This is a genomic window from Anaerosporobacter sp. (assembly GCF_031551385.1).
Taxonomy (GTDB): domain Bacteria; phylum Bacillota; class Clostridia; order Lachnospirales; family Lachnospiraceae; genus Anaerosporobacter.
This window is the reverse complement of record NZ_JAVBNS010000090.1, coordinates 42,203-68,406: the sequence shown is the minus strand read 5'-3', so window position 1 is coordinate 68,406 and position 26,204 is coordinate 42,203. Positions and strand designations below refer to the sequence as shown.

Here is a 26,204-nt window from a genome sequence, read left to right as displayed (position 1 = left end):
ATTACAACCTGCTTATAAAGATTACCACTTAAATCTTGGTGAAGTTTCTTCATACCCACCAGGATACAAAGAAAATGCTGGTATCTTCTGCCACAACAATCCTTGGGTTTCTATCGCTGAAACTGTAATCGGACGCGGTGACCGTGCATTTGAAATTTACAAGAAAACTTGTCCTGCTTACGTAGAAGAAATCAGTGAAATTCACCGTACAGAACCATATGTATACTCACAAATGGTTGCAGGTGCTGATGCTCCTCGTCATGGTGAAGCGAAAAACAGTTGGTTAACTGGTACTGCTGCATGGACATTCGTTAACGTTTCCCAATACATCATTGGTATTCGTCCAGAATTCGATGGTCTTGTAGTTGATCCTTGTATCCCAAGCGATATGCCTGGATTCAAAGCTACTCGTATCTTCCGTGATGCAACATACAACATCACTGTTGAAAATCCAAACGGCGCACAAAAAGGTGTTGCTAAATTAGTTGTAGATGGTCAAGAAATGAGCGGAAACATCATTCCTTTCGCTGACGGAAAGAAAGAATACAACGTATCAATCATTTTAGGTTAATAATGATACCAGGGTCAAAAGTATGACCTTTTGACCCTGGTATCAATTAATTTTACATTTTACTAAAACCCCTCTATAAGTCCAAATATGGTCTTGTAGAGGGGTTCTCCTTATCTAAAGTACTGTTCCGTATACTTCTATCTGACTTAGTGCTGGAAAAGGTGATGGATCATCTGCTTTTATTAAATTACCTAATCGTACCCATGTAATTCGCTTCTTCTCGAATGTTATAACATGAGGTAAACAGCTTTTTTCCATATCCCATACAATTTCAGTTCCATCAGAGAAGCTTAGCGTAACTTGCGTCCACCAATTATCATGAGGGAAGTCTGCTCTTGTATATAACACAATTTTATCTGTCTCAATTTCTTGTCCAAATTCTACTTTCATCTCTGCATCATCTCGTCTATTGATCCCCCATGATTCATATGGCCATTCTCCATGAGAACGGTTTTCACATACACCATCAACAGCATTACGAGCAGCAAAGATAGCTTCTCCTCTTGTTTCAACATTTGCTGTAGCATGTGGGAAACAATTTGTGTCACCATGCTGATCACATACATTTAATGCAAGATTTCGATACGCTTTTATTTCCTCTTCTCTAGCGACTCTTGCATACATATGATGTCTGTTTCCATAGAATACTTTTGGTGAATAACTAATTCTCTTTTCCCCAAAAGGTATCTGGTATAATACATTTCCAGTGATATACACTAACGCTGCTCCCATTGCATCATCTACTTGAAGAACAACATGAATGTTTTTCTCCGATGTTTCTAGGATAATTTGATCTCCTTCTTGATACTCTGTAGTGCAAACAAGACTTACATAATCATCACCATTGCTTACACATATTGTATTTCCATTCTTATCAAGTACTTTTAACGCTAAAACCGCCATATTATCGTCCTCTCTTATTTTGGTATCATGTATTTCATTTTTACATAATTATCATTATAAAATTAATTATAGAAAGTTGACAGGCATGGAGCAATACTCTACAATGTTATTAAACTGACTTTTTCAGCTTTTTATAAGGAGTGAATCTATGATAACTATAAAATTCTGCGGCCACAATTCTCACCATACCAGCTTATTTGAAATGGAACATAAAGACGGACTTTCAAACTATCTTCTTCTGCTTGTAAAAACAGAGGCTTGGTTCTATTTGAACGGAACGCTCACACAAACCAAACCTAATATGGTAATTTTATTTGACCGAAATACATATATTCACTACGGCTGTAATGAACCTATATATAATGATGACTGGGTTCATTTTAATATGGATAAAAAAGATGAGGAGGATCTGTTTTCTATACTACAAATCCCCCTAAATCAACCTTTTTATCTACCTCATATTCATGTACTATCTCACTATATTCAGCTTTTAGCAAACACGTTTCACTCACGCTCTCCACATTGTGGGCTTATTTCTGATTCCCTTATGCGTACTCTTCTCTATACTCTTGATGAAGAACTACATAAGTTTCCTGACTCTAATATTGAGCATAAACACTACTCTTCCTTTATCTCGCTCCGAACACAGCTCTACACAAATCCTTCCGAGCAGTGGTCAGGAAATAACATGGCTAACTCTCTTTGTTTAAGTACTTCCTATTTTCAACATCTGTACAAGCAGTTTTTTGGCTGCTCTTGCCAACAGGATATCATTCGAGCACGACTAGAACAAGCAAAATTCTACCTATGCTCTAGCGACATGCCAATTAACCGACTAGCGGATTTTTGTGGTTATGAAAATGAGCTTCATTTCATGCGCCAGTTTAAAAAGTTCGAAGGAATGACCCCTTCCCAATATCGACAAAACAATAAAAAATAGCCTTTTTATGATGCCTATGATAAACTCAGCTGTCTCTATAATAGCTACACTTTATCATAGCTACTGAAACAGACTTTTTCCATATTCACTCAGATAAGATTCCGCCCCTGTTACATCAACAGGTATTACAATCGGCCCTGCCGCATAGGGAGCTATATCATATGTGTTAAATCCCACAAACAGATACCCATTGTTAATCCACCAATTTTTGTCCCAGTTTTTTAATGCTTCTTTATAAGCTTCCTCACCAAATAAAAAGTTTTCACACTTATTTTCTGTTACATAAGTATGTAAAGCGTCTTCTACAAATTGTCTGAATGCTTCCTCATTTGTCGTAATTGATGCAATTGTCAATTCTTCACCAGTTACAGGATTATAGGAAACAACCTCTTTATATAAATTCGGATGCGCACCACCAGTATAGGAATATAATGAATATATTATAGTCAACATCCTCTCATCGTTTCTTATTACTTGCTCCGAATCATCCAATATATATTCATGTGCTACATCACCTTTTGTCATCTCTAAAACGTCCTCTACTTGCTTATCAAGTGATTTCTCACGTCTTACATTCGCTTCTTCCAACGCCTTATTAATCTTACTTTGAGAGGCATCTACACCTTCAAGATATGTCGTTTTCCTATTCAATACTTCCGCACCAACATCATTATTATAAGACTTACTCTCCACATTCTCACTCAATTTCACATACCCATTAAGCAACGCAGGATTCGCATTATCTTCCCATGTATATAAACAATCTTCAAATCTAGTATAAGGAATCTCTTTCTTGACTACTTCTTTCTTGTCTGGTTCTTTTTGGTCTTCTGAATCCAAATCTCCCCCTAACTCCACAACCTCCTGCTTCGCATTATCAGCCTCCATATGATAATCACTTCTACAACCAATTAACCCAACAGACATTATAATGATTCCAATAGTACATTTGATTTTTTTCATAACATCCTCCTACACCCATACTACTTTTCCATATCTCCTATCGAATATGCTTTTTTACAATCAATTTCTTTTTTACAGTAATTCAATTGCAACCTTTTGTCAACTATAAACATTGTAAATTTACAGAAATATGCTATAATGTAATGGGAGTATCAGATAGCATTAATCACCAAACAAATAGGAATTCTTGTTTAAGATTGTGTTTGTACAAAATCGGAATAAGAAAAGTGAATAGCTTCTATCTCAAGCCGCATTCATTTGGAAACATTCTCCGAAATATTGAGTAATTAGTAAAGGTGTTACTAGTTTCAAAAACTAAATACACAGTTATAGGAGAGAGGCTTTATGAAAAAAAACAGAAGTTTAAAAACCACTTTAGCGGCAATTTGCATGCTGCTATCCGCAGTAATTTGTATTATTATAGGATCGCTTGGTATTTCCTTTATCAACTCCAGTACGAATAATGCATATGACAAATATGAAACAGCCATGAACGAAGGCTATAAAAAGGAAATCAAGTCGCAGGTTCAAAGTGTATTAGCAATTCTACAAGCAGAATACGACAAGGTACAAGCCGGAGAATCGACTGAAGCCGAAGCCCAAAAGGAAGGCTTGGAAATCATCCGTAATATGCGTTACCGTGATGATGACAGCGGATATTTCTGGATTGATGATATGGATTACAACTTGATTATGCACCCTATTTTACCAGATCAAGAAGGCAATAACCGTTTCAATTTGGAAGATAAGAATGGTATTATGATTATTCAATCCGTTGTTACATCATGTAGTTCTTCTGAAAAGGGCGGATTTAACGAATTTTATTTTACCAAAGCTGATGGTGTTACAGTTGCTCCTAAGATTGCATATTCTGGTTTATTCGAGCCTTGGAATTGGGCAATCTCTACTGGTAACTATGTTGATGATATGGATGCAGAGATGAAAGATGTACGCTCTGACATCAACAATGACTTTAAGAAAATGTGTGCAATTATGATTGCTTGCGGTGTTGTAATGATTATTATTACCGCTATTGTATCCATTGTAACTGGAACTATTATTGTAAAACCTTTAAAACGTATGCAAGAATTTGCAAATTATCTTTCAAGGGGTGACTTAACCAAATATATTGATGTAAAACAGATGGATGAAATTGGTTTAACAGCCACAAATCTTAATTCTGCCAGAGAAAATATTAATAAACTTGTAAAAGATATCACATCAGCCTCTGATAACATTTCAGGCGCTTTGAATGAATTTGATCAGTCCTTCTCAAAAATGAATCATTCGATTGAAGAAGTAAGTTTAGCGGTTAATGATATTTCAAAGAATGTTAACTCACAAGCTTCATCTACAAGCGAAGCTTCTAATGACATTAAATTCTTAGCACATGGTATTGAAAACACTTCCAAAGAAGCAACTTCCCTTGGTACAAGTTCTAAGACAATGAGAGAGTTAAGTGAACAATGTTCCGATAAGTTAAAAGATTTAGTTGTTGCTAATACCAAAACACAGCAAGATGTCGATAGTATGTTCCATCAGGCAAAAGCAACTAATGTGGCAGCTGAAAATATTAGAAAAGCAGCCGAGTTAATTAATGCTATTTCCGCTCAGACTGATTTGTTATCGCTCAATGCTTCTATTGAAGCTGCAAGAGCTGGTGAAAGCGGTAAAGGATTTGCTGTTGTTGCTAACGAAATCGGCAGCTTGGCAAAACAGTCTGCTCAAGCAGTTGAAGAAATATCCAACATCATCGAAAACTTGATGGATAATTCCGAAAAATCATTATCCATTATGGAAACGATTAATAGCACCATTGACAATCAGGTAAAATCATTAAATGATACACAGAGTATCTTTAGTTCCCTTTATAGCGATTTAAACCTGTATATGAATTCTATTACAACGATTGAATCCATGACCAACAAAATGGATAATGACCGTCAAGGTGTTACTAGCGTACTAGATACCTTAAATGAACTTGCACAGAGCAATGCTGCTTCTACCGAAGAAACATTAGCTATGACTGAGGAACTATCTGGCGTTGTAAACAGTTCAACCGAGACGGTTTCCCTTCTAAAACAAGACATTGACGACTTAATGGAACGTGTAAAACGATTTACCGTAGAATAATAATCTTTTACATAGTTCTTTTTAAAAGGAGAACCCTATGAGCAAACAAAATTTAACGTTACTAACAGATTTTTATGAATTAACAATGATGCAAGGTTACTTCAAGAATAACACAAACGATACCGTTATCTTTGATGCCTTCTATAGAACAAATCCATCAGGAAGTGGTTATGCAATCGCAGCAGGATTGCAACAAGTAATCGAATATATTAAGGATTTACATTTTACAGAAGACGATATCACATATCTACGTTCCATGGATATGTTTGCTGAAGACTTCTTAGAGTATTTAGCAAATTTCAAATTTACTGGTAGTATCTATGCTATGAAAGAAGGAACTGTTGTATTCCCAATGGAGCCACTTGTGAAAGTAATTGCCCCTATTATGGAAGCACAACTTATTGAAACTGCATTACTTAATATTATTAATCACCAAAGTCTTATTGCTACGAAAGCATCTCGTGTTGCATTTGCTGCTGGTGGAGAAGGCATTATGGAATTTGGTCTTCGTCGTGCACAAGGACCAGATGCAGGTATATTAGGTGCTCGTGCTGCAATCATTGGTGGTTGTATCGGCACAAGTAACGTGTTGTGTGCAAAGGAATTTGACGTTCCTGCTCTTGGAACACATGCACACAGTTGGATTATGAGTTTCGAAGATGAACTTACTGCCTTCCGTAAATATGCAGAACTATATCCAACCAATGCAACTCTTTTAGTTGATACGTATGATACCCTTCGTAGTGGTGTACCAAATGCAATCAAAGTATTTGATGAACTAAAAAGTCAAGGAAAGATGCCTACCAATTATGGTATTCGTCTTGATAGTGGTGACCTTGCTTACCTATCGAAAAAGGCACGTAAGATGTTAGACCATGCCGGATACCAAGATGCTGTTATTTGCGCCTCAAGTGACCTTGACGAGTACCTTATTGACTCACTCAAAACACAAGGTGCTGCTATTACCTCATGGGGTGTAGGTACGAATCTAATTACAAGTAAAGACTGCCCCGCTTTTGGTGGTGTGTATAAGTTAGCAGCAATCGAAAAAGACGGTGTATTTATTCCTAAAATCAAATTGTCTGAAAATGAGTGGAAAATCACAAACCCAGGTAATAAAACAGTATTCCGTGTATACGAAAAGGAAAATGGCAAAATAAAAGCTGATTTAATCGCTTTAGCAGACGAAACTCTTTCCGAAGATAAACCGCTTTTACTTTTTGATCCTATTTCTACTTGGAAGAAAACATACCTAGACGCTGGTGAATATACATTACGTGAACTTTTAGTACCAGTATTCCTTGATGGTGAATGTGTCTACGAATCGCCAAAAGTTATGAACATTCGTGCCTACTGTCAAGAAGAGTTATCCACACTTTGGGATGAAACAAGACGTCTAGTAAACCCTCACAAAGTATATATTGATTTATCCAATGAATTATGGAAGTTAAAACATCAATTGTTAGACAATTATAATATTCATTCACATAGCCAAAAATAAAGCTTTTTTTCAAAAATGGGGTTTACCTTTCGAGTAAACTCCATTTTTTCTTATTATTTTATTAATATTTTCAATAAATCTAGCATTTTCATCTCATTATGCTATAATGAGATTGTTGTACTTAATAGAGAATAAATTCGACATATTATTATGATTTATTCTCCCTGTCCCATGTCGACTTTACCGTCGACCACAAGAAAGGCTGATACTATGAATAAGAATAAACTTGTTATAGTCGGAATTGGTCTTCTTCTCTCCATTATTGTATATTCATCCTTTACATCTATGTCTAAATCAAATAATTCTTCCAATGATTATGAATATTACTATAACGAAGAAGAGAATACAAGCAGCACAGAAGAGACAGAAATTACAGAGTCTGCTCCTGCACTTGCACATAATACCAATCCTACTAATACAATTCCTATAGTTACAAATGAAAATATACCTATAAACACAGACCCAGAAAGCATCACTGTATTTGTAAACAAAGAATATAATTTGCCAGAGGACTATATCCCCTCTGATTTAATAGAACCTAATATTTTATTTAGTTTTACTTACTCAGATGAGAAACGTCTATTAAGAAAAGAAGCTGCCTATGCCCTTGAAAACCTATTTAACGCAGCATCTGCTGACGGTTATACACTATCTGGTGTCTCTGCATATCGTTCCTATGCAAGACAAAATTCTATCTATAATAGAAACTTAAGAACAAAAGGCGAGGATTATACAAACCGTTACTCTGCTAAACCAGGATATAGTGAGCATCAAACAGGTCTATCCATTGATGTATCCGCTGTTTCCATAGGAAATCGCCTTAGCGAATCTTTTGCTGATACCAAGGAAGGTAAATGGCTTGCCGAACATGCTCATGAATATGGATACATTATTCGTTACCCGCAAGAGAAATCAGATATTACAGGCTATGCCTATGAGCCTTGGCACATTCGTTACCTTGGCGTAGAACTAGCTACATACCTATATGAGAACAATTTAACCTTAGAAGAGTATTATAAGTATACTCCTCCTGTGAAAGATGATGATTCCACAGATAATTATGATAATGCCATTGATGTTGATGAGCCAGATGATGATCTTATCGACGAAATTACTAAGCCAGATACCTCTACTCCTAACACGAAAACTGGCACAAAGACAGAATCCGAGACCAAAAATGATTCTTCTGACAAAGAGGATACTCAAATAAAATCCGATGATACCTCAAAGAATAATGACAAAAAGGACTCAGATAAGAAAGATACAAAAAAAGATACCGATAAGGATTCAAATAAGGACAAAAAATCAGATTCCAAATCTGACACTTCAAACAAAACAGACACGAATACTACCCCTTCTGATACAAAGAAGACAGATTCGAATTCTACTGACAATAACTCTGATTCCAATACTGCAGATACAACACCAGACCCTTCAAAACAAGAAGACGATGGCAAGTCTTCTGATTCAACGTCTTCGAATACAGAGCAACCATCTACACCAGAAGATACTACGAATCCTTCGGATACGGGTACAGGTACTGCAACTGATAACACATCGGATAATACTGACGCAGGTACTGAAAACTAGTTTTTTATGGTTAATATTACATCTTTATGATATAATAAGAGTATTGCGAATATTTCTTTATAAGAATATTGGCAATACTCTTATTATTTTTTTACGAAAGGTACAGGTGTAACAATGAAAACACTATTTGTTGGTTTATTTCTATTAATCTTTTTCATAATTAGCATCCCGTTATTATTCATTGAATTCCTAATCGGGAAGTTTGATAAACAACTAAAAGTGCGTAGTTCACAAAAGATTGTAGTTACTGCATTTAAGATGATGTTAGCTGGATGTGGTGTCAAGAAAACGATACTTGGCTTAGAGAACATTCCAAAAGATCAAGCTGTTTTATATGTTGCGAATCATAGAAGTTATTTTGATATCTTAGTTGGTTATACTTCTGTTCCAACGCTTACTGGCTTTGTTGCAAAGAAGGAGATGCGTAAGCTTCCATTTATCAGTAGTTGGATGAAAAATCTACACTGTCTCTTTCTTGATCGTGATAATATTCGTGAAGGTATGAAAACAATCCTTGAAGGTATTGATTTAGTTAAACATGGTCATTCTATATTTATCGCTCCAGAAGGCACAAGAAATCAAGGAACAGAGATGCTTCCTTTCAAAGAAGGTAGCTTCAAGATTGCTGAAAAATCAGGTTGTCCAATTATACCAGTTTCCATGAATAATACAGATGGAATATTTGAACAACATTTACCTTGGGTTCGAAAAGGTCATGTTATCGTTGAATTCGGAGAACCAATTTATCTTAAAGAACTTTCTGCTGAGGATAGAAAACACCTTGCTCCTTATGTACAAGGTATTATCAAAGATACACTTGAGAAAAACAAGTCTCTTGTTTAGCCACTTCAGAATCGAAGAAAATTCCATTCGAATTCCCGAAACACTATTTTCATTTGTAATAAATGATGTTATAATTAGTTCGTATGACTAGTCCTCATATATGTAGCTTTTTGCAAAACAATATAGAACAAAAAAGAAGGAGGTACATAAAATGCCAACATGGAGTATTGTATTGCTAATCGTACTTGCTGTTATGATTATTGCGTTAGTCGCACTTTATATATTCGGTAGCAAGATGCAAAAAAAATCAGAGGTTTCTCAAGCACAGATGAAGGAAGGTGCTCAGACAGTCTCTTTATTAGTAATAGACAAGAAACGTATGAAACTAAAGGAAGCTGGACTTCCTCAAATGGTAATTGATCAGACACCTAGATATCTTAGAGGTTCGAAAGTACCAGTTGTTAAAGCTAAAATCGGTCCTAAGATTATGACTCTAATCTGTGATGAGAAGATTTTTGACAATATACCAGTCAAAAAAGAAGTAAAAGCCGTTATGAATGGTATCTACATCATGGAAGTAAGAGGTATTCGTGCTAATCTTGAAGTGAAACCTGAAAAAGTTGGTTTCTTCAAAAAGATTAAAAACAAAGTTAGCAAAAAAGGTTAATTAAAATCCCTAGTTTTTGATTTTAAATCAAACGCTAGGGATTTTTTATTACCTATTTTCTTTTATCTTAGATTTCTTCGTTGCTGCTTTAACCGTAATGCTGCACTCAGATACATGTGAGTAATTTACTTCTAATCCATACTCTATGTTTAACTCTATTACATCTTCTGATTCGTTGCATACAATCTTCGTTGTATCTATGCCAATTAGCAAATTGCCAAACGGTGTGTTATAATACGTCAGATTCTTCTTACCAACTTCAAATACCATATGTACATTACTGGCACCTGTTTTTAAAATCTCAACCATATCACTACTAATCTTAATTCTGTTCTTACAAACTGCCTTCATATCCTCTAAGATTTCTTCATAAAGAATATAGTGCTTTTCATTTTTACAGAAATATTGACCTGCTGTTATAACTTCTATCGGCTCCTCACTATCAACTTCAAATTGAAGACCCGCTATCGTTACCAAAACATCTTTTGTCATACTTACTCCTCTTAATAACAATACTAATATTGTTCTATATTAATATCCTTTGTCTCTTCCACAATACATGGTAATATTGTGTTTGCAAAAACTTTAAATTTCTCAGCTCCATCACTCACAAAGAACTTGTGATTTGTTACCGCTTCTATTCTGTCACTTTGAATATTATATTTTTCCAACATTCGTTTTAATGATTTCGCTGTTTCAAATGCTGGATTAACAAGAACAACCTCATCACCAGCTACTTTTTGTAATGTATCGCGAATCAGCGGATAATGTGTACAGCCAAGCACTAATGTATCTATATTATACTCTTTTAAAGGTTGTAGATATCTACTTGCAATTTCTATTGTAACGCTGTCGTCTAGCAATCCTTCTTCTACTAATGGTACAATTAGAGGACAAGCCTTACCATATACCTGCACTTCTGGATTTCTCTGACTCAAGAATTCTTCATAGATTCCACTTTGTATCGTCGCTTCTGTTGCAATAATACCAATTCTTCCGTTCTTCGTTGAAGCTACTGCCGCTTTCGCTCCTGGTTTTACTACACCAATTACAGGAATATCACTTTCCTCTTTTACTGTATCAAAAGCTAATGCACATGCTGTATTACATGCAATAACAATGGCTTTCACCTCTTTTGTCTGTAAAAACTTCGTAATCTGTCTCGCATACGTTATAACCGTTTCTTTTGATTTACTACCATAAGGAACACGAGCTGTATCGCCAAAATAAACGATTCTCTCATTGGGCAATTGTTTCATTATCTCACGTGCTACAGTCAATCCACCAACACCAGAATCAAAGACGCCTATTGGAGCATTCTTATCCATGATTGTTCCTCCTATTCTCCTTTTCTTGAATAAGCAGATTGAATGATTTTTTCAATTAACGTTTTCTTGCTAATACCCTTTGCTTCCCATAGCATTGGATACATACTAATTCCAGTGAATCCTGGTAATGTATTAATTTCATTGAAGACAACATCGTTTGTTCCATTCTCAACAAAGAAATCAACTCTGGATAATCCATATCCATCAACTGCCTTAAATATGTTAACCGCTGATTTACGAATCTTATCTTCTACTTCTTTTGGAAGATCTGGTGAAAGAACAGTCTTTGATTCTGCATTATGATACTTTGCTTCATAATCATAGAAATCTGCTGCTGCAAGAATTTCACCTACACCTGAAGCTTTTGGTTCATTTCCTCCAAGAATTGCACATTCAATCTCTCTTCCAACAATCGTCTCTTCTACCAATACTTTTCTATCATGCTTCATCGCTTCTTGTAGACCTACTACCAATTCTTCCCGGTTATGCGCTTTCGACACCCCTTGTGAAGAGCCCGCATTAGAAGGCTTTACGAATACTGGATAGTCAAGAGATTCCTCAACTCTTTTTGTTACTTCATCAATATTTTTCATGTCACTCTTTAATACAGCAACATATTTTGCTTGGCGAATATCCAATGTATCAACTACTATTTTTGTGTATAATTTATCCATAGAGATACTAGACGATAGTACTCCACAACCTACATATGGGATTCCAGACAGTTCAAACAAACCTTGAATTGTACCATCTTCTCCATTAAGTCCGTGTAATACCGGAAATATTACATCAACTGCAACTTTCTCTACTTTATTATCTTTGATAATTAAAATCCCTTTATGTGAAGAATCTGGTGATAAAATTGCACTTTCTTTGCTGTTATACCACTCACCAGATGTTATCTGCTTAGCAGAATCTACTTTTAACCACTTTCCTTCTTTTGTTATTCCTATTAATACAAGATTGTAGGCATCTGTATCAATATTTTCAATAACTGTTACTACTGATACACAAGATACTTCATGCTCTGAAGATTTTCCGCCAAAAATTATTGCTATGCTTTTCTTACTCATATGCCTGACCCCTTCTTCTTCTTAATTCTTTCAATCTCCGATACGAAACATATCTTCAATTATCTCTACTATTTTAAAACGATATGAAATCTTCGTAGACCCATCTGTAAATAAAGATTCATATTCTCTTGTTGTCAGCAAATCTTCTAATTGCTTCTTAGAATCATCTGGAACAATAGAATACGTCTGATCTACAAAACATAATGGCGGATACATCACACACCACCAATTCTTTCCCTCTGCTGTTCCAATATCAATTCGCAGCGCTTCATACATTCCTGCAGGGAACGTTAAATCTTTATATACTTTCGTTGGAAACATACAATTTGTGAGATATACATTCACACCATAATTATATCCTTCCGCTTTTATGACATCAAGTGCCACTCTATGTATATTATCTAAATTCTCTTGTACCAGTTCTTCTGCTTCTTCTCTATTCTTTGCACTTGCTAATACAGCCCCAAATCTCTCTACAACGGCATCCTTTACCTTAAGTTTTAGTGCTTGATCCGATTTATCATCACTATTTGCTAATACATGCAAACGAATTATCTTTTCCGAAATTCCTTTTGTAATCTCACTTGCACTTGTCGCATGTATTGAGAAATCAATTATAAGAAATGCTACATAGCACAAAAGAATTCGTATCATATATTTTTTAACCACTGCTTTCTGTTTTTGTTGTTTCTTGTTCATAATACTCCTCCTATGATTTTCATATTCAGAGTATTACCTTTTTTAAAAACATTATACGCAGTTTACCAATTTTTACCTATCTTTATTCCACAGAAGAATTAATGTTTTTGCTTATTGTCATTGCTTGGTTATAGATATGTTTTTTAATATCATCCTTAGCAGATTCTACATTTGATTCTATTATATTCTTCGCAATGGATTCATGTTCTTCCACAAGTTTATCATATACTTCTTTGTCTTTTAAGTATTCCACGCGGTAACGATACATCTGTTCACGTAGATTGTTTAATATTTGCATTAATCTTGCATTTCCTGTTGCTTCAAAGATTACCATATGGAATTTTTCATCCATCTCTGCCATCTCTGTTAGATTCTTTCCACGAATCGCTTCTTTGAACGTCACTAACGTAGACTCTAATTCTTCAATTTGTTCTTTTGATATCTTCTTGCAAGCTAACTCTACTGCAAGCTCTTCAAGCGCACAACGTACTTCAAGTACATCGTTTAGATCTTTTTCTGTAATTCTTGCAACTTCAGCACCTTTTCTAGGTACCATAATTACAAGTCCCTCTAATTCAAGCTTACGGATTGCTTCACGAATCGGTGTTCTACTAACGCCCAGACGCTCTGCAAGTTGAATCTCCATTAATCTTTCCCCTGGTTCTAACTCGCCCTTTAATATTGCCTGTCTTAATGTATTGAATACCACATCTCTAAGTGGTAGGTATTCATTCATCGTAACTTTCAAATCGTTCACTTGGATTTACCCCCTTTTTCTATTAAATATGTCCGTCAAATAAATCTGCTTCGCTTTTCCCTCTATCTTTAATTGATAAAAAGCTTTTCTTGCTAAATTTAAATCCTCGAAAATGCCAAAAACTGTTGGCCCGCTTCCACTCATAAGTGCATTCATCGCACCAAATTGAATCATTGTTTCTTTTATTTCCTGTATTACTGGATATTTCTCTATTGTCACGCTTTCTAGTACGTTATTTAATCGTTCTGTAACCCCATGTAAATCCTTCGAATCAATAGCCTTTATAATTCCATCAATGTCTGGATGTTTTGTTTGCTCATCAAGTTTTAGATTTTCATACACATATTTTGTTGATACATTAATAGGTGGCTTCGCTATTAAAACATATGCATTTGGCATAGGTGCTAATGGGGTAAGCACCTCTCCAATTCCTTCTGATAATGCCGTTCCTCCAAGAATGCAGTACGGAATATCTGCTCCAAGCTTTACTGCTCGCTCCATCAAATCATTCTTTGATAGTTTAAGATGAAACAATCGGTTCATTCCAATAAGGGTTGCTGCTGCATCTGAACTTCCCCCTGCTAAACCTGCTGCCACAGGGATATGCTTTTGTAACTCTACATGCACACCTTGCTTAATATGAAATTCCTCTTTAAGCAATTGAATTGCTCGATACACCAAATTATTTTCATTCGTCGGCAAATACGTAAGATTCGTTTTAAGTATAATTTTATCTTCATTTATCCTCTTCATAGTGAGCTTATCATATAGGCGAATGTTTTGCATAATCATACGCACTTCATGATAGCCATCCTCTCGTTTCCCAAGGACATCTAACCCTAAATTTATCTTCGCGTAAGCCTTTAACATTATCGTATTCATATCTCTCCTAAGCGTCTCTTTCGCATTTTCAAACATATTGTTTTGCGACACTACCAATCCATTTCTTACACTTGTATCTTGTATACATAATATTATACACATCAGATAATAAAATTGCAAGTATCATCAAATACCCTTTATATAATAGTAAAATATGCCGATATAGTTAATAGATAACTAATTGTATTAATTTCAAAATCAAGGAGGAACTGTCATGAGTGTAAATGGAATTACAACATCATCACAAACATACGCTGCTACATCAACTTCTACTGCTTCTACAGAAAGCAAGAAAGATAGCAGCGCAAAAACAAGCAAATCAACTGACTCTGCTGCCGTATACGAGAAATCATCAAGTACAAAAAAAACAACGTATACTCCTAACACCGAAATGGTTGCTAAGATGAAAGCAGATGCGGAAAACCGCACATCACAACTTCGTTCTCTTGTAGAAAAGTTACTATTAAAACAAGGTAGTACTTATTCAATCGCCAACGAAGAGGACATGTACAAACTATTACGTGAAGGTAAAGTCGAAGTAGATGCTCAAACTGCTGCACAAGCGAAAAAAGATATTGCAGAAGATGGATACTGGGGAGTTGAACAAACTTCTGACAGAATCGTTTCTTTTGCACAAGCATTATCTGGTGGAGATCCTGACAAAGCAGACGAAATGATGAATGCCTTTATGAAAGGGTTTAAACAAGCTACAAAGGCATGGGGAGACAAACTTCCTGATATCTGCCAACGTACTTATGATGCTACAATCGAGAAATTTAATAAGTGGAAAAACGGAACTACTGAATAGTTTTCTGTAACATCTCAGAATTCGTCAGACATTCTAAATTAAGAACATACAAAGGCTTTTAGATATCGGTTTTAACCACCGTATCTAAAAGCCTTTGTTATCTCTTCTTATAGAATAGCGTCTACAGCCTTTACAATCAAAACCTTTTCTCCTACTCTAATGCTCTCTTGCTCTAATTGATTGATTTCCTTAATTGTATCAACTGTTGTATAATACTTCTTCGCAATTGACCACAGCGAATCATTTGGTTTTACAGTGTATCCTACAATACTTGGCATCTCCTGTAACTTTGCAAAATCAATATCCTGTTCTGCAACTTCCGTGATAATAGGCTCTGCAATACGATCGAATACAATTGTAGCTAGATTAACACCTGTCTTAACTTCAATCTCATCACTATCAAGAAGAATCACACTAATCGATTCCAGATTTGGCTTAACATCAAAGGAACTGTTTTCATTAATCTGCTTCACTTCTATTGTTTGCGTAAATGGAATCATACCTTTTATCGAACTCAATGGTCTACGGTCTTCATCTGTGATATACATCACCTGAACTTCAATTACACCATCTACTTCAATTCCTCCATCTACAATCTGCATTTCATCAACTTTTACACTACCATATGCATTGCATATCTGCATAATGCCTGGCTGCGTATCCGATTTCTTGATACGATCCGTAATTCTGGCTTTGCTGTTATTCTTAACAAGTAAATTCTCATAGAACGCTTCTTTATAAGTCGGTATTACATCTTTTGCTGTAGAATAAACGTCACATAATATCTCAAGTTCATCTTCCTCATAAGCCTTAATATCCATATTAAGAACAACTTCTACATCTACAACTCTTTCCTCTCCATCGGTATCTGGCTTCACTTCAATGTCCTTGCTATTAATTGTAATATCAATATCTGGTATCATCTCTTCCAAGCAACCATTGCAATCAACTGTCCCGTTGTACGGAACTTCTGTTTCTATGTACTGAATTGGGTGTTCTTCGTCCTCAGAAGCATATAGAACGAATAGCATCAGCTCTCCCTTCAAACTAATCTTCTCATCCTGCATACGGATATCTGTATTCCTTAAATCCACTTCACTATATAGGATTTCGAATATATTTGGCTTATTCGATGGAATTGATACCTCATCCTTGATACGAAATGTATCCTTTTTATTTACTGCAAGTTGTGTTATATTCATCTGCTTTGTCTTACTCTGCAGATTATCGTCACCTTCTACTGCAACTGCTGTTTCCTCATCGTACACATCTTCCGCTGCAAATGAAAAAGAAGCGATTGCTTTAACACTTACCTTTCTCGAATTAATAAGGCCTGTATTTAAATCTTCTAATTCCCATTTCACAATAATATTATCTTCTGCGCAAGCGTCATCCATGTTGATGCTTTCCTCAAATGGAATCTCTCCAGAAAGATGGTGAACAGGTCTTGTATCTTCTTCACTAATATAGAGAACATTAAACTGCAAAGCACCTTTAACCGCTAATTTGCCGTTCATGGGCTTAATCTCATAAATTATTATATTTCCCTGCTCTTTAATCATACTCGAAATATCTGGCTTTACATCTGGAACGTTAAAATCATCGTCCAATGTTAATTGTACACTACTTTTACATTTTAATTTATTCATATGGATATTCTTTTTTAGTAGCTCCACAAATAATCCCTCCTTGCCTTCTATCACTAACATATGTTATCAACATTTATAATATAACCTCTTCGCTTATGTATTTTTATAACTATTATTGTAACTTGAAGGACGTAATCCTGAATAGTTATCTACTATTTAAACACAACCCGCTTACCCAGCTCTTCCAACTTAACGACTATATAGGGATACGTTACAACTTCTGAGACGGATTCCGCTTTCTCTGGGCCAATCAAATCTGTATCAAAGTAGATTGCATTACTTGTCAAGAACACTTCATTTACTGCAATACTGTATCCTCCTGTTGGCTTTGCTCCATATCCAACAATTATGTAGAAATATTCGCCACTCTTGAATGTCATCTTAAATGCATCTGTTTTTTTCTCATTAATCATAGTCATTAGTTCTTCTGGCACATAGGCATCTTCAACAACTGTAAATTCTAGGTCTTTAATCTTCTTAATGTCTGCTTTCTCCGATTTACAACCTGCTAACATAATTGTAATTAGACACATTGCTACTATCCCTAATCGTTTCATTAACACACCTCTACACTGCTTTCCTTTCAACCATGTCCTCATAGATTATCTCCTAGATTTGGCGCTGTTACCCCCGGATTTTCTGTGACTTTCACTCACAGAAAACACATTGCGTTACTACCTTCTGAATAATTACACTTATTATATATTATGTTTGCTTCGCAAAAAACATACCAAAAAAACTCCTTGACTTGTCCCGTCAAAGAGTTTTTTGATGTTATCTATTTTATTATCTTGATTACATACGATCAATCATAGCTAATACTTCTTTACCAAGTGCTGCTGATTTTGCATTTGCATCTTCTAATGAAGTTCCTACGATTCCATAGTAGAATTTAACTTTTGGCTCTGTTCCCGATGGTCTTACACAAAGCCAAGCATTATCACTCAAATCATAATACAATACGTTAGAAGAAGGAAGTCCAGTTGGTTTTACTTCTCCTGTTGCTAAATCTTTGATTGTATCTAATTTGTAGTCTCTTGCTGATAATACTTTATAGTCACCAACTTGTGTAGGTGGATTTGTTCTTAATGTATTAAGGATTTGTTGAATCTTCTCTAATCCTTCAATACCCTTCATAGTTACAGATTGTACATCATCTTTGTAGTAACCATAACGGTCATATAGTTCAACTAATGCATCCCAAAGGGTCATGTTCTTTGTCTTATAGTAAGCTGCTGCTTCACAAAGTGCCATTGTTGCCACAATTGCATCCTTATCTCTAGCATGAGTACCGATTAGACAACCATAACTTTCTTCAAAACCGAATAGGTATGTCCCATTGTTATTATTTTCAAATCCAAGAATTTGTTGACCAATGAATTTAAAACCAGTTAATACTTCAATTAATTTTACATCATAGTGCTTTGCAATTGCATCTGCCATATTAGAAGTTACAATTGTCTTAATTAATGCACCATCTGCTGGAAGAGAACCATCTCTCTCTTTTCTTTGACTGATTTCATAATCAGCAAGTAAACAGCCTGACATATTACCTGTCATTGGAATATATTCGCCTGATTTTGTATCTTTTACGTATACTCCCAAACGGTCAGCATCTGGATCAGTTGCAAGTACAAGGTCTGCATCTTTTTCTTTTGCAAGCTTTAATGCTAACGTAAATGCTTCTTCTGCTTCCGGATTTGGATAACTTACTGTAGGGAATTCACCATCTGGTAATTCTTGTTCTGGTACAACATATACGTTATCAAAACCAATTTCTTTTAATACACGTCTCGCTGGAATATTTCCTGTTCCATGTAAAGGTGTGTATACGATTTTAATTTGGTCAGCTACTTGCTTAATGCAATCTTCATGAATTACTTGTGTCTTTAATTCAGCGATATAGGCATCGTCAATTTCAGCTCCGATTACTTCATATAATCCAGCTTCCATTGCTGCTTCTTTCTCCATAGTCTTAACTGTACTATAGTCTACTACCGCTTTTACTTCATCCATAATACCATTGTCATGTGGAGGTGTGATTTGTGCGCCATCTTGCCAGTATACTTTATAACCATTATATTCTGGTGGATTATGGCTTGCTGTAATGTTAATACCAGCGATACAGCTTAATTTTCTAACAGCAAATGATAATTCTGGAGTAGGTCTTAATGATTCAAATACATACGCTTTAATTCCGTTTGCACATAAACATAATGCTGCTTCATCTGCAAACTCTGGTGACATACGTCTTGAATCATACGCAATTGCAACTCCCATATTAGCAAATCCAGCTTTAATAATATAGTTTGCTAAACCTTGTGTTGCTTTACGAACTGTATACATATTCATTCTGTTTGTACCAGCACCGATAACTCCACGTAAACCAGCAGTACCAAATTCTAAGTCTGTATAGAATCTTTCCTTAATCTCTTTCTCATCCTCTTTAATTGCAAGTAACTCTTCTTTTGTTGTTTCATCAAAGTAAGGGTTGCTTAACCATTCTTCATATAACTTTTTGTAGTCCATATCCATCCTCCTATAAATTCATAAAACTATTAACAGTATAGTAACAAGAAATTCTTATCATTGCAAGAATCATTATTTTAGTCGTTATCGACATTATACACGTTTTTTCGAAAAATTTTCGAATCATCATGATTATATCACGTTTTTTATCGCTTTTCCATACACAAATTTCGATTTTTTTAATAAGATGGTATCATTTTTTTACTCTACTAAAACTTTCTATTTTTTATTAAAATATTTATTTTGCTGTTAACACTGGAAAATTCAAATAAACATCTTCGCCATCGTCTGCAATTATTACAGGATAACTTACTGTTTCATAACCATCTGCTGCTAAAGAAATCGTATAGCTTCCTACTTGTTTTGTAAAATTAACTGGTGCTGTACCCATAAGTTCGCCATCCCAGTACACAGCAACACCGATTGGAGTCTGTACGTAAATCTTGTGTTCCGAATCCACCGAATTATTGCTTGTATCTGCGTTCTTGACTTCCTCTTCCAGACTCTCATCATCACTTGTGGTAGAAGAATCACCCGAAGTATCGTTTGAACTATCGTTTGAATTAGTATTCGCGTTTGATGTATCCGTTGAAGTTGAATCATCTTCTGTCTTTACTGGCTCTACTAATGTTATAAAGAACTGCATACTTGACTCATCAACGGTAATTGTCCCTGTATATTCTTCATATCCACTTAATGTAACTGTAACTGCATGGTCACCATATTTCAACTCAATTGGTTTTGAATAGTCAATCTCTTTTCCATCGACAGTTAAGTCAGCACCATCTGGGATTACTGTAAATTCTACTTTTCCCACTTGTGGAGCTTCTTTTCTAAACTCACCCATATCAACAAGGATTTCTTGATTTCTTAATACTCGAACTAACTTACTTCCTACTAGTCCCTTATTTTCCATCGTAAGCTTATAGTCACCTTCCCTGACAACTACAAGCATATCCTCTGATATGGCTATCATATTCTCATTACCAATCTCAAGATTTCCACCTACAAAATCACTGTAATTTGAAAATCGAATGTAACCATGCCCTTTTGTCACGATAACCGAATATACTTTACTTCCAATTCCTTTTAATGTTAACTCGTCTTTTTCGCTCATATCAATTAAGTTAATCAACTGATTTTCACTTGCTATAATAAGATCTCCTGTAAATTGATAATTCCTTGAGGAAATGCTCATCATTTTCTTTTCATTATTAATAACTAAGTTACTTACTTTTTTGTATTCCCATGCATCTTGTGATATACGAATTCCTACTATATTATTATCAAGCATATAATATACATCTACAATTTCGCCCACATCTAATTGTGGCATCGTAATTACTTGATTATAGTTATCCCTAACATCTGTTGCACCATCATAATATAATATAATCTCATTATTTCCATCTATATTATATAATGTAATACTCTTTTTCTTCATATCAATTGCCTTCACTACGGCAACGATCTTTCGATCATACGTAACCTGCTCTTTCTCTGCTAAACCCGCTGCTCCAACTGTACCTGCCGACTTCTTGTTTCCTTTATTCGAATCAGCTTCACCAGTAATCACAGAAATTATTAATGCCATCATAGCTACCAAGATAACAAAGGGTATATACTTTCTATATCTATCATAACTATTATTATCTTGTCTATTGTGTTTCATGGCATATACCTCCAACTTTCTTCAAACGATATTATCTGTTATTTTGCTCTACTAACGGTTTAAACTGTTCCAAGATATTCTCTATATTCTCATAGATAATTCCCTTGTTTGTAATCTGCTCTTGTAATGCTTCTACATTATTAAATACATTATCACAGCATCCATTGGATTTATCCAATTCAAGCTTTAATGAATTCGCTTTATTCGCAGTATCCTGAATTGCTTCTGAATATTCTTGTGATTTTCTCTCAATCTTCTCAGCAACTTTCGTAAAACTTTCTAATACGACACCTGTTTTTTCAACTTGCTCACTGTTTTGACTCGCAGAATCCAGAACTGCTTTAAAGCTATTACTTAGATTATCGGATTGTTTCTGCGCTGTCCCTAGTGTTCCGTTAATATTATCAACTAATCCCTTCGTTCCTTCTGCTAATTTTGTTATCTGTTCTGCAACAACAGCAAATCCTCTTCCTGCTTCGCCTGCTCTTGCTGCTTCAATCGATGCATTTAAAGCCAAAAGATTTGTTTGTGATGCGATATCGATAATTCCTACCGTATATTCTTTAATCTCATCAAATGCTGTTTTAAAATTATTAATAACATCTTGCATCGTATCAAAATTCTTCTTCATCTGCTCAGAAACTTGATTAAGATTTGTTATCTCTTCTCGTCCTTCTTTTACAGTATCCTTCATATAGATAGTAGATTTCTTAAAATCATCTTCTATCTTTGTAATTTCCGCTAATTGCTCTTCGAAGAGTTCCATGTTTTCCATAATGTGCTCTGTTTGCTTTTTCATTGTTGCCGCTGCATTATGAATCAATTTCGTTTCCTTTACTGTCATAGATTCTTCTTCTAACAAATTGTTTGTTTGTAATTCTAAAAAATCTACCGACTTTTTAATAATATCATATGTATCGTCTTGTCGAACATTTCTAGTCTCTTGTGCAGTCACTAACTCCACATTCTTTTTTCTTCCGAACATAAAATCCTCCTACTTCTAGTTGGTAAATACTGCACATACCATTGTTTGATTAACGTGTTGGTTTATAAACTGTTCTCCATCACCTACAATTCCAAAGTGAGGTGCTACATCTGCTAAGATTCCTGCATACTCCTTTGTAAATGCGGTCTGCTCAAAATACAGATATCGCAGAATACAGTTAACTGATACAATTGCTTCTATCTTTCTACCTTTATTTCTCTGTTCTCTAATTGTTTCTAACACATGCGCTTTAACATTCTCATCAATATCCATTATTTGTACGATATCATTCTTCTGTATAATCTTATATGTAGACAAACTTCCATCTGAGTTAACGTTCTTAATTGCACAGATATAATTTTCTTTTCCAACTGTTCTACATAAAGGATTTGTAAGTGCATGATCTGCAATTTGGTTTTCACGAATTCCTAATGCCTCTGCACAAACCTCAGATGCTTTTCTATTATTCAGTTCAATCACTTTTCTGTTCTTTTCATCAACTTTTGTTGCAGTATATTGTGTCTTTCTAGGGCTGAATATATTCTCCTTAATAACCGCAATCTTTCCATTTACATTCTTAATCACTGCAAATACTGCTGCATCTTCAACAACTTCACCATCACATACAACCACTTTATTCTTATTCTCTGGTGTATTTCCTGTTGTTCCTCCAACTAAAGGAATTTGTTGCTTCTCTAAAACTACATTCATTGTTGACACTAAACGTTCTTCATGGCCTGTACAATATTCAAGACAAATTGTATTATCCCTGCTAGGATTCACATTTCTCACTGCACGATCTAGTTCCATTATACTTGAAAGAGGACAAGTAGATAGATTTCTGATAAGCCCTGTCTCTACTTTTATTCCTTCACCAAAACCAATAAATCCAATGCCTTTTTGATATGACTCTTTATCTAGGAACCCGATCCCTGTAGTTCCAATGAATTTTACGTCTGAAAACTCTTTCTTTATCTCCGCTGTATATTCCTCAATTTGGTCATAGCTACACGCAAAAATCAAAAAATGTATATTTCTTAACTTCCCCTTTGCGTTTAATATGTCCTGTTTAATACTTCCACTGCGTTCTAGACACGTAGATACCTGCATATGTTCCTCCTCATTTTTACCATTGTAATTAAGTTTCAATCCCTGAAAAACATACCAGAAAAATCACTTCGTTGTTTTCCATAAGTCACATTATAACAAACTTTTTCCTTTTTTTAAAGTAATACTATTATACTACCAATAATATAATGTATACAGGTTACTAGATATCCTTTAAAATAAAATTTTCTTTTCTTTTTATTCATTTCGAATTATAATATTAAAATGAGGTCATAATATAAGTAAGAAAGGATGACGGTATCATGAAGAAATTTGGTAAATTTATAGCTGGAACACTTTCCGTAGTAGCTTTAGTAGGCGGTGTGATTTACTTCTTAAAAAACGTTGTTGACAAAGATTCTACAGATGACTTTGATGATTTTGATGACGAATTTGATGACATCGAAGATGACGATACTGACGAAGAGAGAGACGATAACTCTTCTTCCGATACAAGAGGTTATGTAACTTTGACTATGCCAGAGGCATCTGACTCTTCTGACACTTCTGTAGAAGTAGATAGTAATGAAGATGAAACTTCTGAGGATGAGACAGAAGAATAACAAAAAAGGAGAGGTACGCAAGAATCATCTTGTTTACCTCTCCTCTTTGTTTGTTGAAATTTTTGTTTGTCTAAATTATTGGAACATTCCCTATTCCAAACTAGAACTTATATTCAACTGACTTCAAAAACAACCCCTGCGGTGGGACTGTTATCCCTGCCAAGTCACGCTTTTTATTGTCTATTGCTATCTGTATAGAGTCTATCTTTCTTTCACCTGCTCCTACCTCAAGTAAAGTACCTACAATAATCCGAACCATATTATATAAGAAACCATCTCCATGCAAACGAATTCTTAGTAATGCCTGTTTCTCATCTCTTGATTCATCGGCAGAACCCAAAGAAAATGGTGTTTCCTCAATATCTATTGCATATAACGTTCGAACGGTATCGTCCTTCCCTCTATCTGTCGAGAATGAATAGAAATCATGTGTACCTACTAGATAGGAAGCCGCTTCTCTCATTTTCTCTATATCAAGTTTTTTCTCCACATGATATGCATATTTTCTTGTAAAAACATTTTCACGTTCTACATTATCAATATAGTACTCGTACACTTTACCTACTGCACTAAATCGGCTGTGAAAATCCTCAGGCACTTCTTCTATATTATAGATTACGATATCCTCAGGCATAGAATCCCCAAGTTTCTTTGTCAACTCATGTATAGAATCATTCGTGTGTGTATAGAAATTCGCTACTTGCGCAAAGGCATGGACCCCAGCATCTGTTCTGCCAGAGCCCATGATTTTTATATTTTCATTCAGAAGATTGGATAATACACCCTCAATCAATCCTTGTATGGACAAGTCCTTTTGGTTACCTCCTAGGCGTTGCCACCCAAGATATCTCGTTCCATCATAGGAAACATGAAATCGAATATTCCTTCTATGCATTAAACATTACCTTTTCGCTATTAAATGCTTTTACAATTCCTGCTGTTACGATAGCTCCCACTAGTACTGTACCACCGATTGCTAATAGAAACTGTGGCATAAGCAGTTCACCTGTTAAGATATTCTGGATACATAACGCATTCCCATATACTGGGATTGCAAACATTGTTGTGTCTGGTTTTGAGTTTCCACTAAGCATTGTAATCATACCAACTACAATTACAACAATATACATTGGTGTAACATATGTGTTCGCTTCCTTCATTGTCTTAGCAAATACCGATACGATTGACACTAGAGCAACGTATAAGAACACAAGTGATAACATAACTACAAGCAATTGTATGATTTGTAATGGAGATAACGAAATCGAAATTTCGCCTGCCATTTCACCCATCATTTGAGGTAGAGCAAACACCATACTTATTGCATAGATAACTGCAGATATTGACGATAAAATTGCTATAGATGTTATCTTACCAATTACAATATCAACTCTCTTCACTGGTGATACTAACATACTTGCAAGTGTTCCTCTTTCCTTTTCTCCTGTAATTGCATCTACTCCAACTGACATAACACCAGCGAACAGCATCATTACAATAAAGTAAGGCATCATCATACCAAGCGCTTTACCAGAAGCTTTTTGTGTATCCATCAAACGAGACTCTTCATAGTTTAAATCTATATTGAACACTGTAATATTATCTAAATTTCCAATACGGCTTGTAAGCAATGCTTGTCTCATTGGCTCAAGTACTGTTGCAACAAAGATATTACGTGCTGTTGCCGAATAATCTTCTGAAGGATTATAATACGTCTTCACTTCCGGAATTGCGCTTCCTTCTGTATAGTTTTGAATCGATTCTACAAACCCTTCTTCAAAATATACTAATAAATCTTTTTTTCCATCTACAATATCATCCTTAATTATATCAAGGGATTCTCCTGCTTTTAGATACGTGATGTCTCCTTGGAACCCTGCTGCTTCAATTACATTTTCAATTCCTTCTGGTGCATTCTGTATATAAACACTAGGAATATGTGCATCTACATCATTCTCCATAGTCTCCATAAGATTTCCCATTAAGAAACACATACCAACGACAAGTGCTACTGGCAATATGAATAAACTAAAGATTAATTTCTTATCACCAAACACACGAACCATTTCTTTCTTGATTATTTCTCTTGCTCCTCTCATTC

Annotated in this window: 25 protein-coding genes; 9 read left to right on the top strand and 16 right to left on the bottom strand. The window is 35.2% G+C overall.

Features of this window, described 5'->3' with window-relative positions:
* On the top strand, positions 1-571 hold a 571-nt coding region (locus RMR19_RS08515), incomplete at its 5' end, for a GH36-type glycosyl hydrolase domain-containing protein (protein ID WP_331654681.1).
* Positions 572-685: 114 nt separating this feature from the next.
* Here RMR19_RS08515 and RMR19_RS08510 read toward each other — a convergent pair.
* Complete coding sequence (locus RMR19_RS08510) at positions 686-1,474, bottom strand: DUF7402 domain-containing protein (RefSeq protein ID WP_310603062.1); 789 nt, start codon at positions 1,472-1,474, stop codon at positions 686-688.
* 148 nt (positions 1,475-1,622) lie between these two features.
* Here RMR19_RS08510 and RMR19_RS08505 point away from each other — a divergent pair, with 148 nt between their 5' ends.
* On the top strand, positions 1,623-2,414 hold the full coding sequence (locus RMR19_RS08505; RefSeq protein ID WP_310603061.1) for a helix-turn-helix transcriptional regulator: 792 nt from the start codon (positions 1,623-1,625) through the stop codon (positions 2,412-2,414).
* 60 nt (positions 2,415-2,474) lie between these two features.
* Here the strand turns inward: RMR19_RS08505 and RMR19_RS08500 are convergent, their stop codons facing one another.
* A complete protein-coding gene (locus RMR19_RS08500) occupies positions 2,475-3,377 on the bottom strand; it encodes a DUF3298 and DUF4163 domain-containing protein (protein ID WP_310603060.1) in 903 nt (300 codons plus the stop codon).
* 345 nt (positions 3,378-3,722) lie between these two features.
* Here RMR19_RS08500 and RMR19_RS08495 point away from each other — a divergent pair, with 345 nt between their 5' ends.
* From RMR19_RS08495 to RMR19_RS08475, 5 genes are all read left to right on the top strand, one after another.
* The gene (locus tag RMR19_RS08495; protein WP_310603059.1) at positions 3,723-5,510 is read left to right on the top strand and encodes a methyl-accepting chemotaxis protein; all 1,788 of its coding nucleotides are present in this window, start codon (positions 3,723-3,725) and stop codon (positions 5,508-5,510) included.
* Between the two features lie 37 nt (positions 5,511-5,547).
* Positions 5,548-7,011 carry a nicotinate phosphoribosyltransferase gene (locus RMR19_RS08490; protein ID WP_310603058.1) on the top strand — a complete coding sequence of 488 codons (1,464 nt, stop codon included), beginning with the start codon at positions 5,548-5,550 and terminating at the stop codon, positions 7,009-7,011.
* A gap of 210 nt (positions 7,012-7,221) precedes the next feature.
* A complete protein-coding gene (locus RMR19_RS08485) occupies positions 7,222-8,601 on the top strand; it encodes a M15 family metallopeptidase (protein WP_310603057.1) in 1,380 nt (459 codons plus the stop codon).
* A 114-nt stretch (positions 8,602-8,715) separates the two neighbouring features.
* Entirely contained in the window at positions 8,716-9,444 is a 729-nt protein-coding gene (locus tag RMR19_RS08480; RefSeq protein ID WP_310603056.1) for a lysophospholipid acyltransferase family protein, read from the top strand.
* 151 nt (positions 9,445-9,595) lie between these two features.
* Positions 9,596-10,051: a hypothetical protein gene (locus RMR19_RS08475; protein ID WP_310603055.1), complete on the top strand. Its 456-nt coding sequence runs from the start codon at positions 9,596-9,598 to the stop codon at positions 10,049-10,051.
* Positions 10,052-10,099: 48 nt separating this feature from the next.
* Here the strand turns inward: RMR19_RS08475 and RMR19_RS08470 are convergent, their stop codons facing one another.
* The 6 genes from RMR19_RS08470 to ispE form a co-directional block, all read right to left on the bottom strand.
* Positions 10,100-10,543, bottom strand: a complete 444-nt coding sequence (locus RMR19_RS08470) for a DUF1934 domain-containing protein (RefSeq protein WP_310603054.1) — start codon at positions 10,541-10,543, stop codon at positions 10,100-10,102.
* 23 nt (positions 10,544-10,566) lie between these two features.
* On the bottom strand, positions 10,567-11,379 hold the full coding sequence (gene murI / locus RMR19_RS08465; RefSeq protein WP_310603053.1) for a glutamate racemase: 813 nt from the start codon (positions 11,377-11,379) through the stop codon (positions 10,567-10,569).
* Positions 11,380-11,390: 11 nt separating this feature from the next.
* Positions 11,391-12,452 (bottom strand): D-alanine--D-alanine ligase family protein, encoded by a 1,062-nt coding sequence (locus RMR19_RS08460; RefSeq protein WP_310603052.1) that lies wholly within the window; start codon positions 12,450-12,452, stop codon positions 11,391-11,393.
* A gap of 30 nt (positions 12,453-12,482) precedes the next feature.
* A complete protein-coding gene (gene spoIIR / locus RMR19_RS08455; protein ID WP_310603051.1) occupies positions 12,483-13,151 on the bottom strand; it encodes a stage II sporulation protein R in 669 nt (222 codons plus the stop codon).
* A gap of 82 nt (positions 13,152-13,233) precedes the next feature.
* The gene (locus RMR19_RS08450) at positions 13,234-13,887 is read right to left on the bottom strand and encodes a GntR family transcriptional regulator (protein WP_310603066.1); all 654 of its coding nucleotides are present in this window, start codon (positions 13,885-13,887) and stop codon (positions 13,234-13,236) included.
* Positions 13,888-13,914: 27 nt separating this feature from the next.
* Entirely contained in the window at positions 13,915-14,790 is an 876-nt protein-coding gene (ispE, locus tag RMR19_RS08445) for a 4-(cytidine 5'-diphospho)-2-C-methyl-D-erythritol kinase (protein ID WP_310603065.1), read from the bottom strand.
* Positions 14,791-15,004: 214 nt separating this feature from the next.
* Here ispE and RMR19_RS08440 point away from each other — a divergent pair, with 214 nt between their 5' ends.
* Positions 15,005-15,598: a hypothetical protein gene (locus RMR19_RS08440; protein WP_310603050.1), complete on the top strand. Its 594-nt coding sequence runs from the start codon at positions 15,005-15,007 to the stop codon at positions 15,596-15,598.
* 107 nt (positions 15,599-15,705) lie between these two features.
* Here RMR19_RS08440 and RMR19_RS08435 read toward each other — a convergent pair whose 3' ends face one another.
* From RMR19_RS08435 to RMR19_RS08410, 6 genes are all read right to left on the bottom strand, one after another.
* Positions 15,706-17,274: a DUF3794 and LysM peptidoglycan-binding domain-containing protein gene (locus RMR19_RS08435; protein WP_310603049.1), complete on the bottom strand. Its 1,569-nt coding sequence runs from the start codon at positions 17,272-17,274 to the stop codon at positions 15,706-15,708.
* A gap of 125 nt (positions 17,275-17,399) precedes the next feature.
* Entirely contained in the window at positions 17,400-17,846 is a 447-nt protein-coding gene (locus RMR19_RS08430) for a protease complex subunit PrcB family protein (RefSeq protein ID WP_310603048.1), read from the bottom strand.
* A gap of 196 nt (positions 17,847-18,042) precedes the next feature.
* Positions 18,043-19,776, bottom strand: a complete 1,734-nt coding sequence (locus RMR19_RS08425; protein WP_310603047.1) for a phospho-sugar mutase — start codon at positions 19,774-19,776, stop codon at positions 18,043-18,045.
* A 238-nt stretch (positions 19,777-20,014) separates the two neighbouring features.
* The gene (locus tag RMR19_RS08420; RefSeq protein ID WP_310603046.1) at positions 20,015-21,448 is read right to left on the bottom strand and encodes a PEGA domain-containing protein; all 1,434 of its coding nucleotides are present in this window, start codon (positions 21,446-21,448) and stop codon (positions 20,015-20,017) included.
* Between the two features lie 31 nt (positions 21,449-21,479).
* Positions 21,480-22,433, bottom strand: a complete 954-nt coding sequence (locus RMR19_RS08415; protein ID WP_310603045.1) for a methyl-accepting chemotaxis protein — start codon at positions 22,431-22,433, stop codon at positions 21,480-21,482.
* A 15-nt stretch (positions 22,434-22,448) separates the two neighbouring features.
* Positions 22,449-23,543, bottom strand: coding sequence for an FIST signal transduction protein (locus tag RMR19_RS08410; protein WP_310603044.1), 1,095 nt, complete (start codon positions 23,541-23,543; stop codon positions 22,449-22,451).
* Between the two features lie 260 nt (positions 23,544-23,803).
* Here RMR19_RS08410 and RMR19_RS08405 point away from each other — a divergent pair, with 260 nt between their 5' ends.
* The gene (locus RMR19_RS08405) at positions 23,804-24,103 is read left to right on the top strand and encodes a hypothetical protein (RefSeq protein ID WP_310603043.1); all 300 of its coding nucleotides are present in this window, start codon (positions 23,804-23,806) and stop codon (positions 24,101-24,103) included.
* Positions 24,104-24,203: 100 nt separating this feature from the next.
* Here RMR19_RS08405 and truA read toward each other — a convergent pair whose 3' ends face one another.
* Together truA and RMR19_RS08395 are read right to left on the bottom strand one after the other, a co-directional pair.
* Positions 24,204-24,998: a tRNA pseudouridine(38-40) synthase TruA gene (gene truA, locus RMR19_RS08400; protein WP_310603042.1), complete on the bottom strand. Its 795-nt coding sequence runs from the start codon at positions 24,996-24,998 to the stop codon at positions 24,204-24,206.
* Positions 24,991-26,202 carry an ABC transporter permease gene (locus tag RMR19_RS08395; protein ID WP_310603041.1) on the bottom strand — a complete coding sequence of 404 codons (1,212 nt, stop codon included), beginning with the start codon at positions 26,200-26,202 and terminating at the stop codon, positions 24,991-24,993. The genes truA and RMR19_RS08395 overlap by 8 nt, the downstream gene beginning before the upstream one ends.
* Between the last annotated feature and the right edge of the window lie 2 nt (positions 26,203-26,204).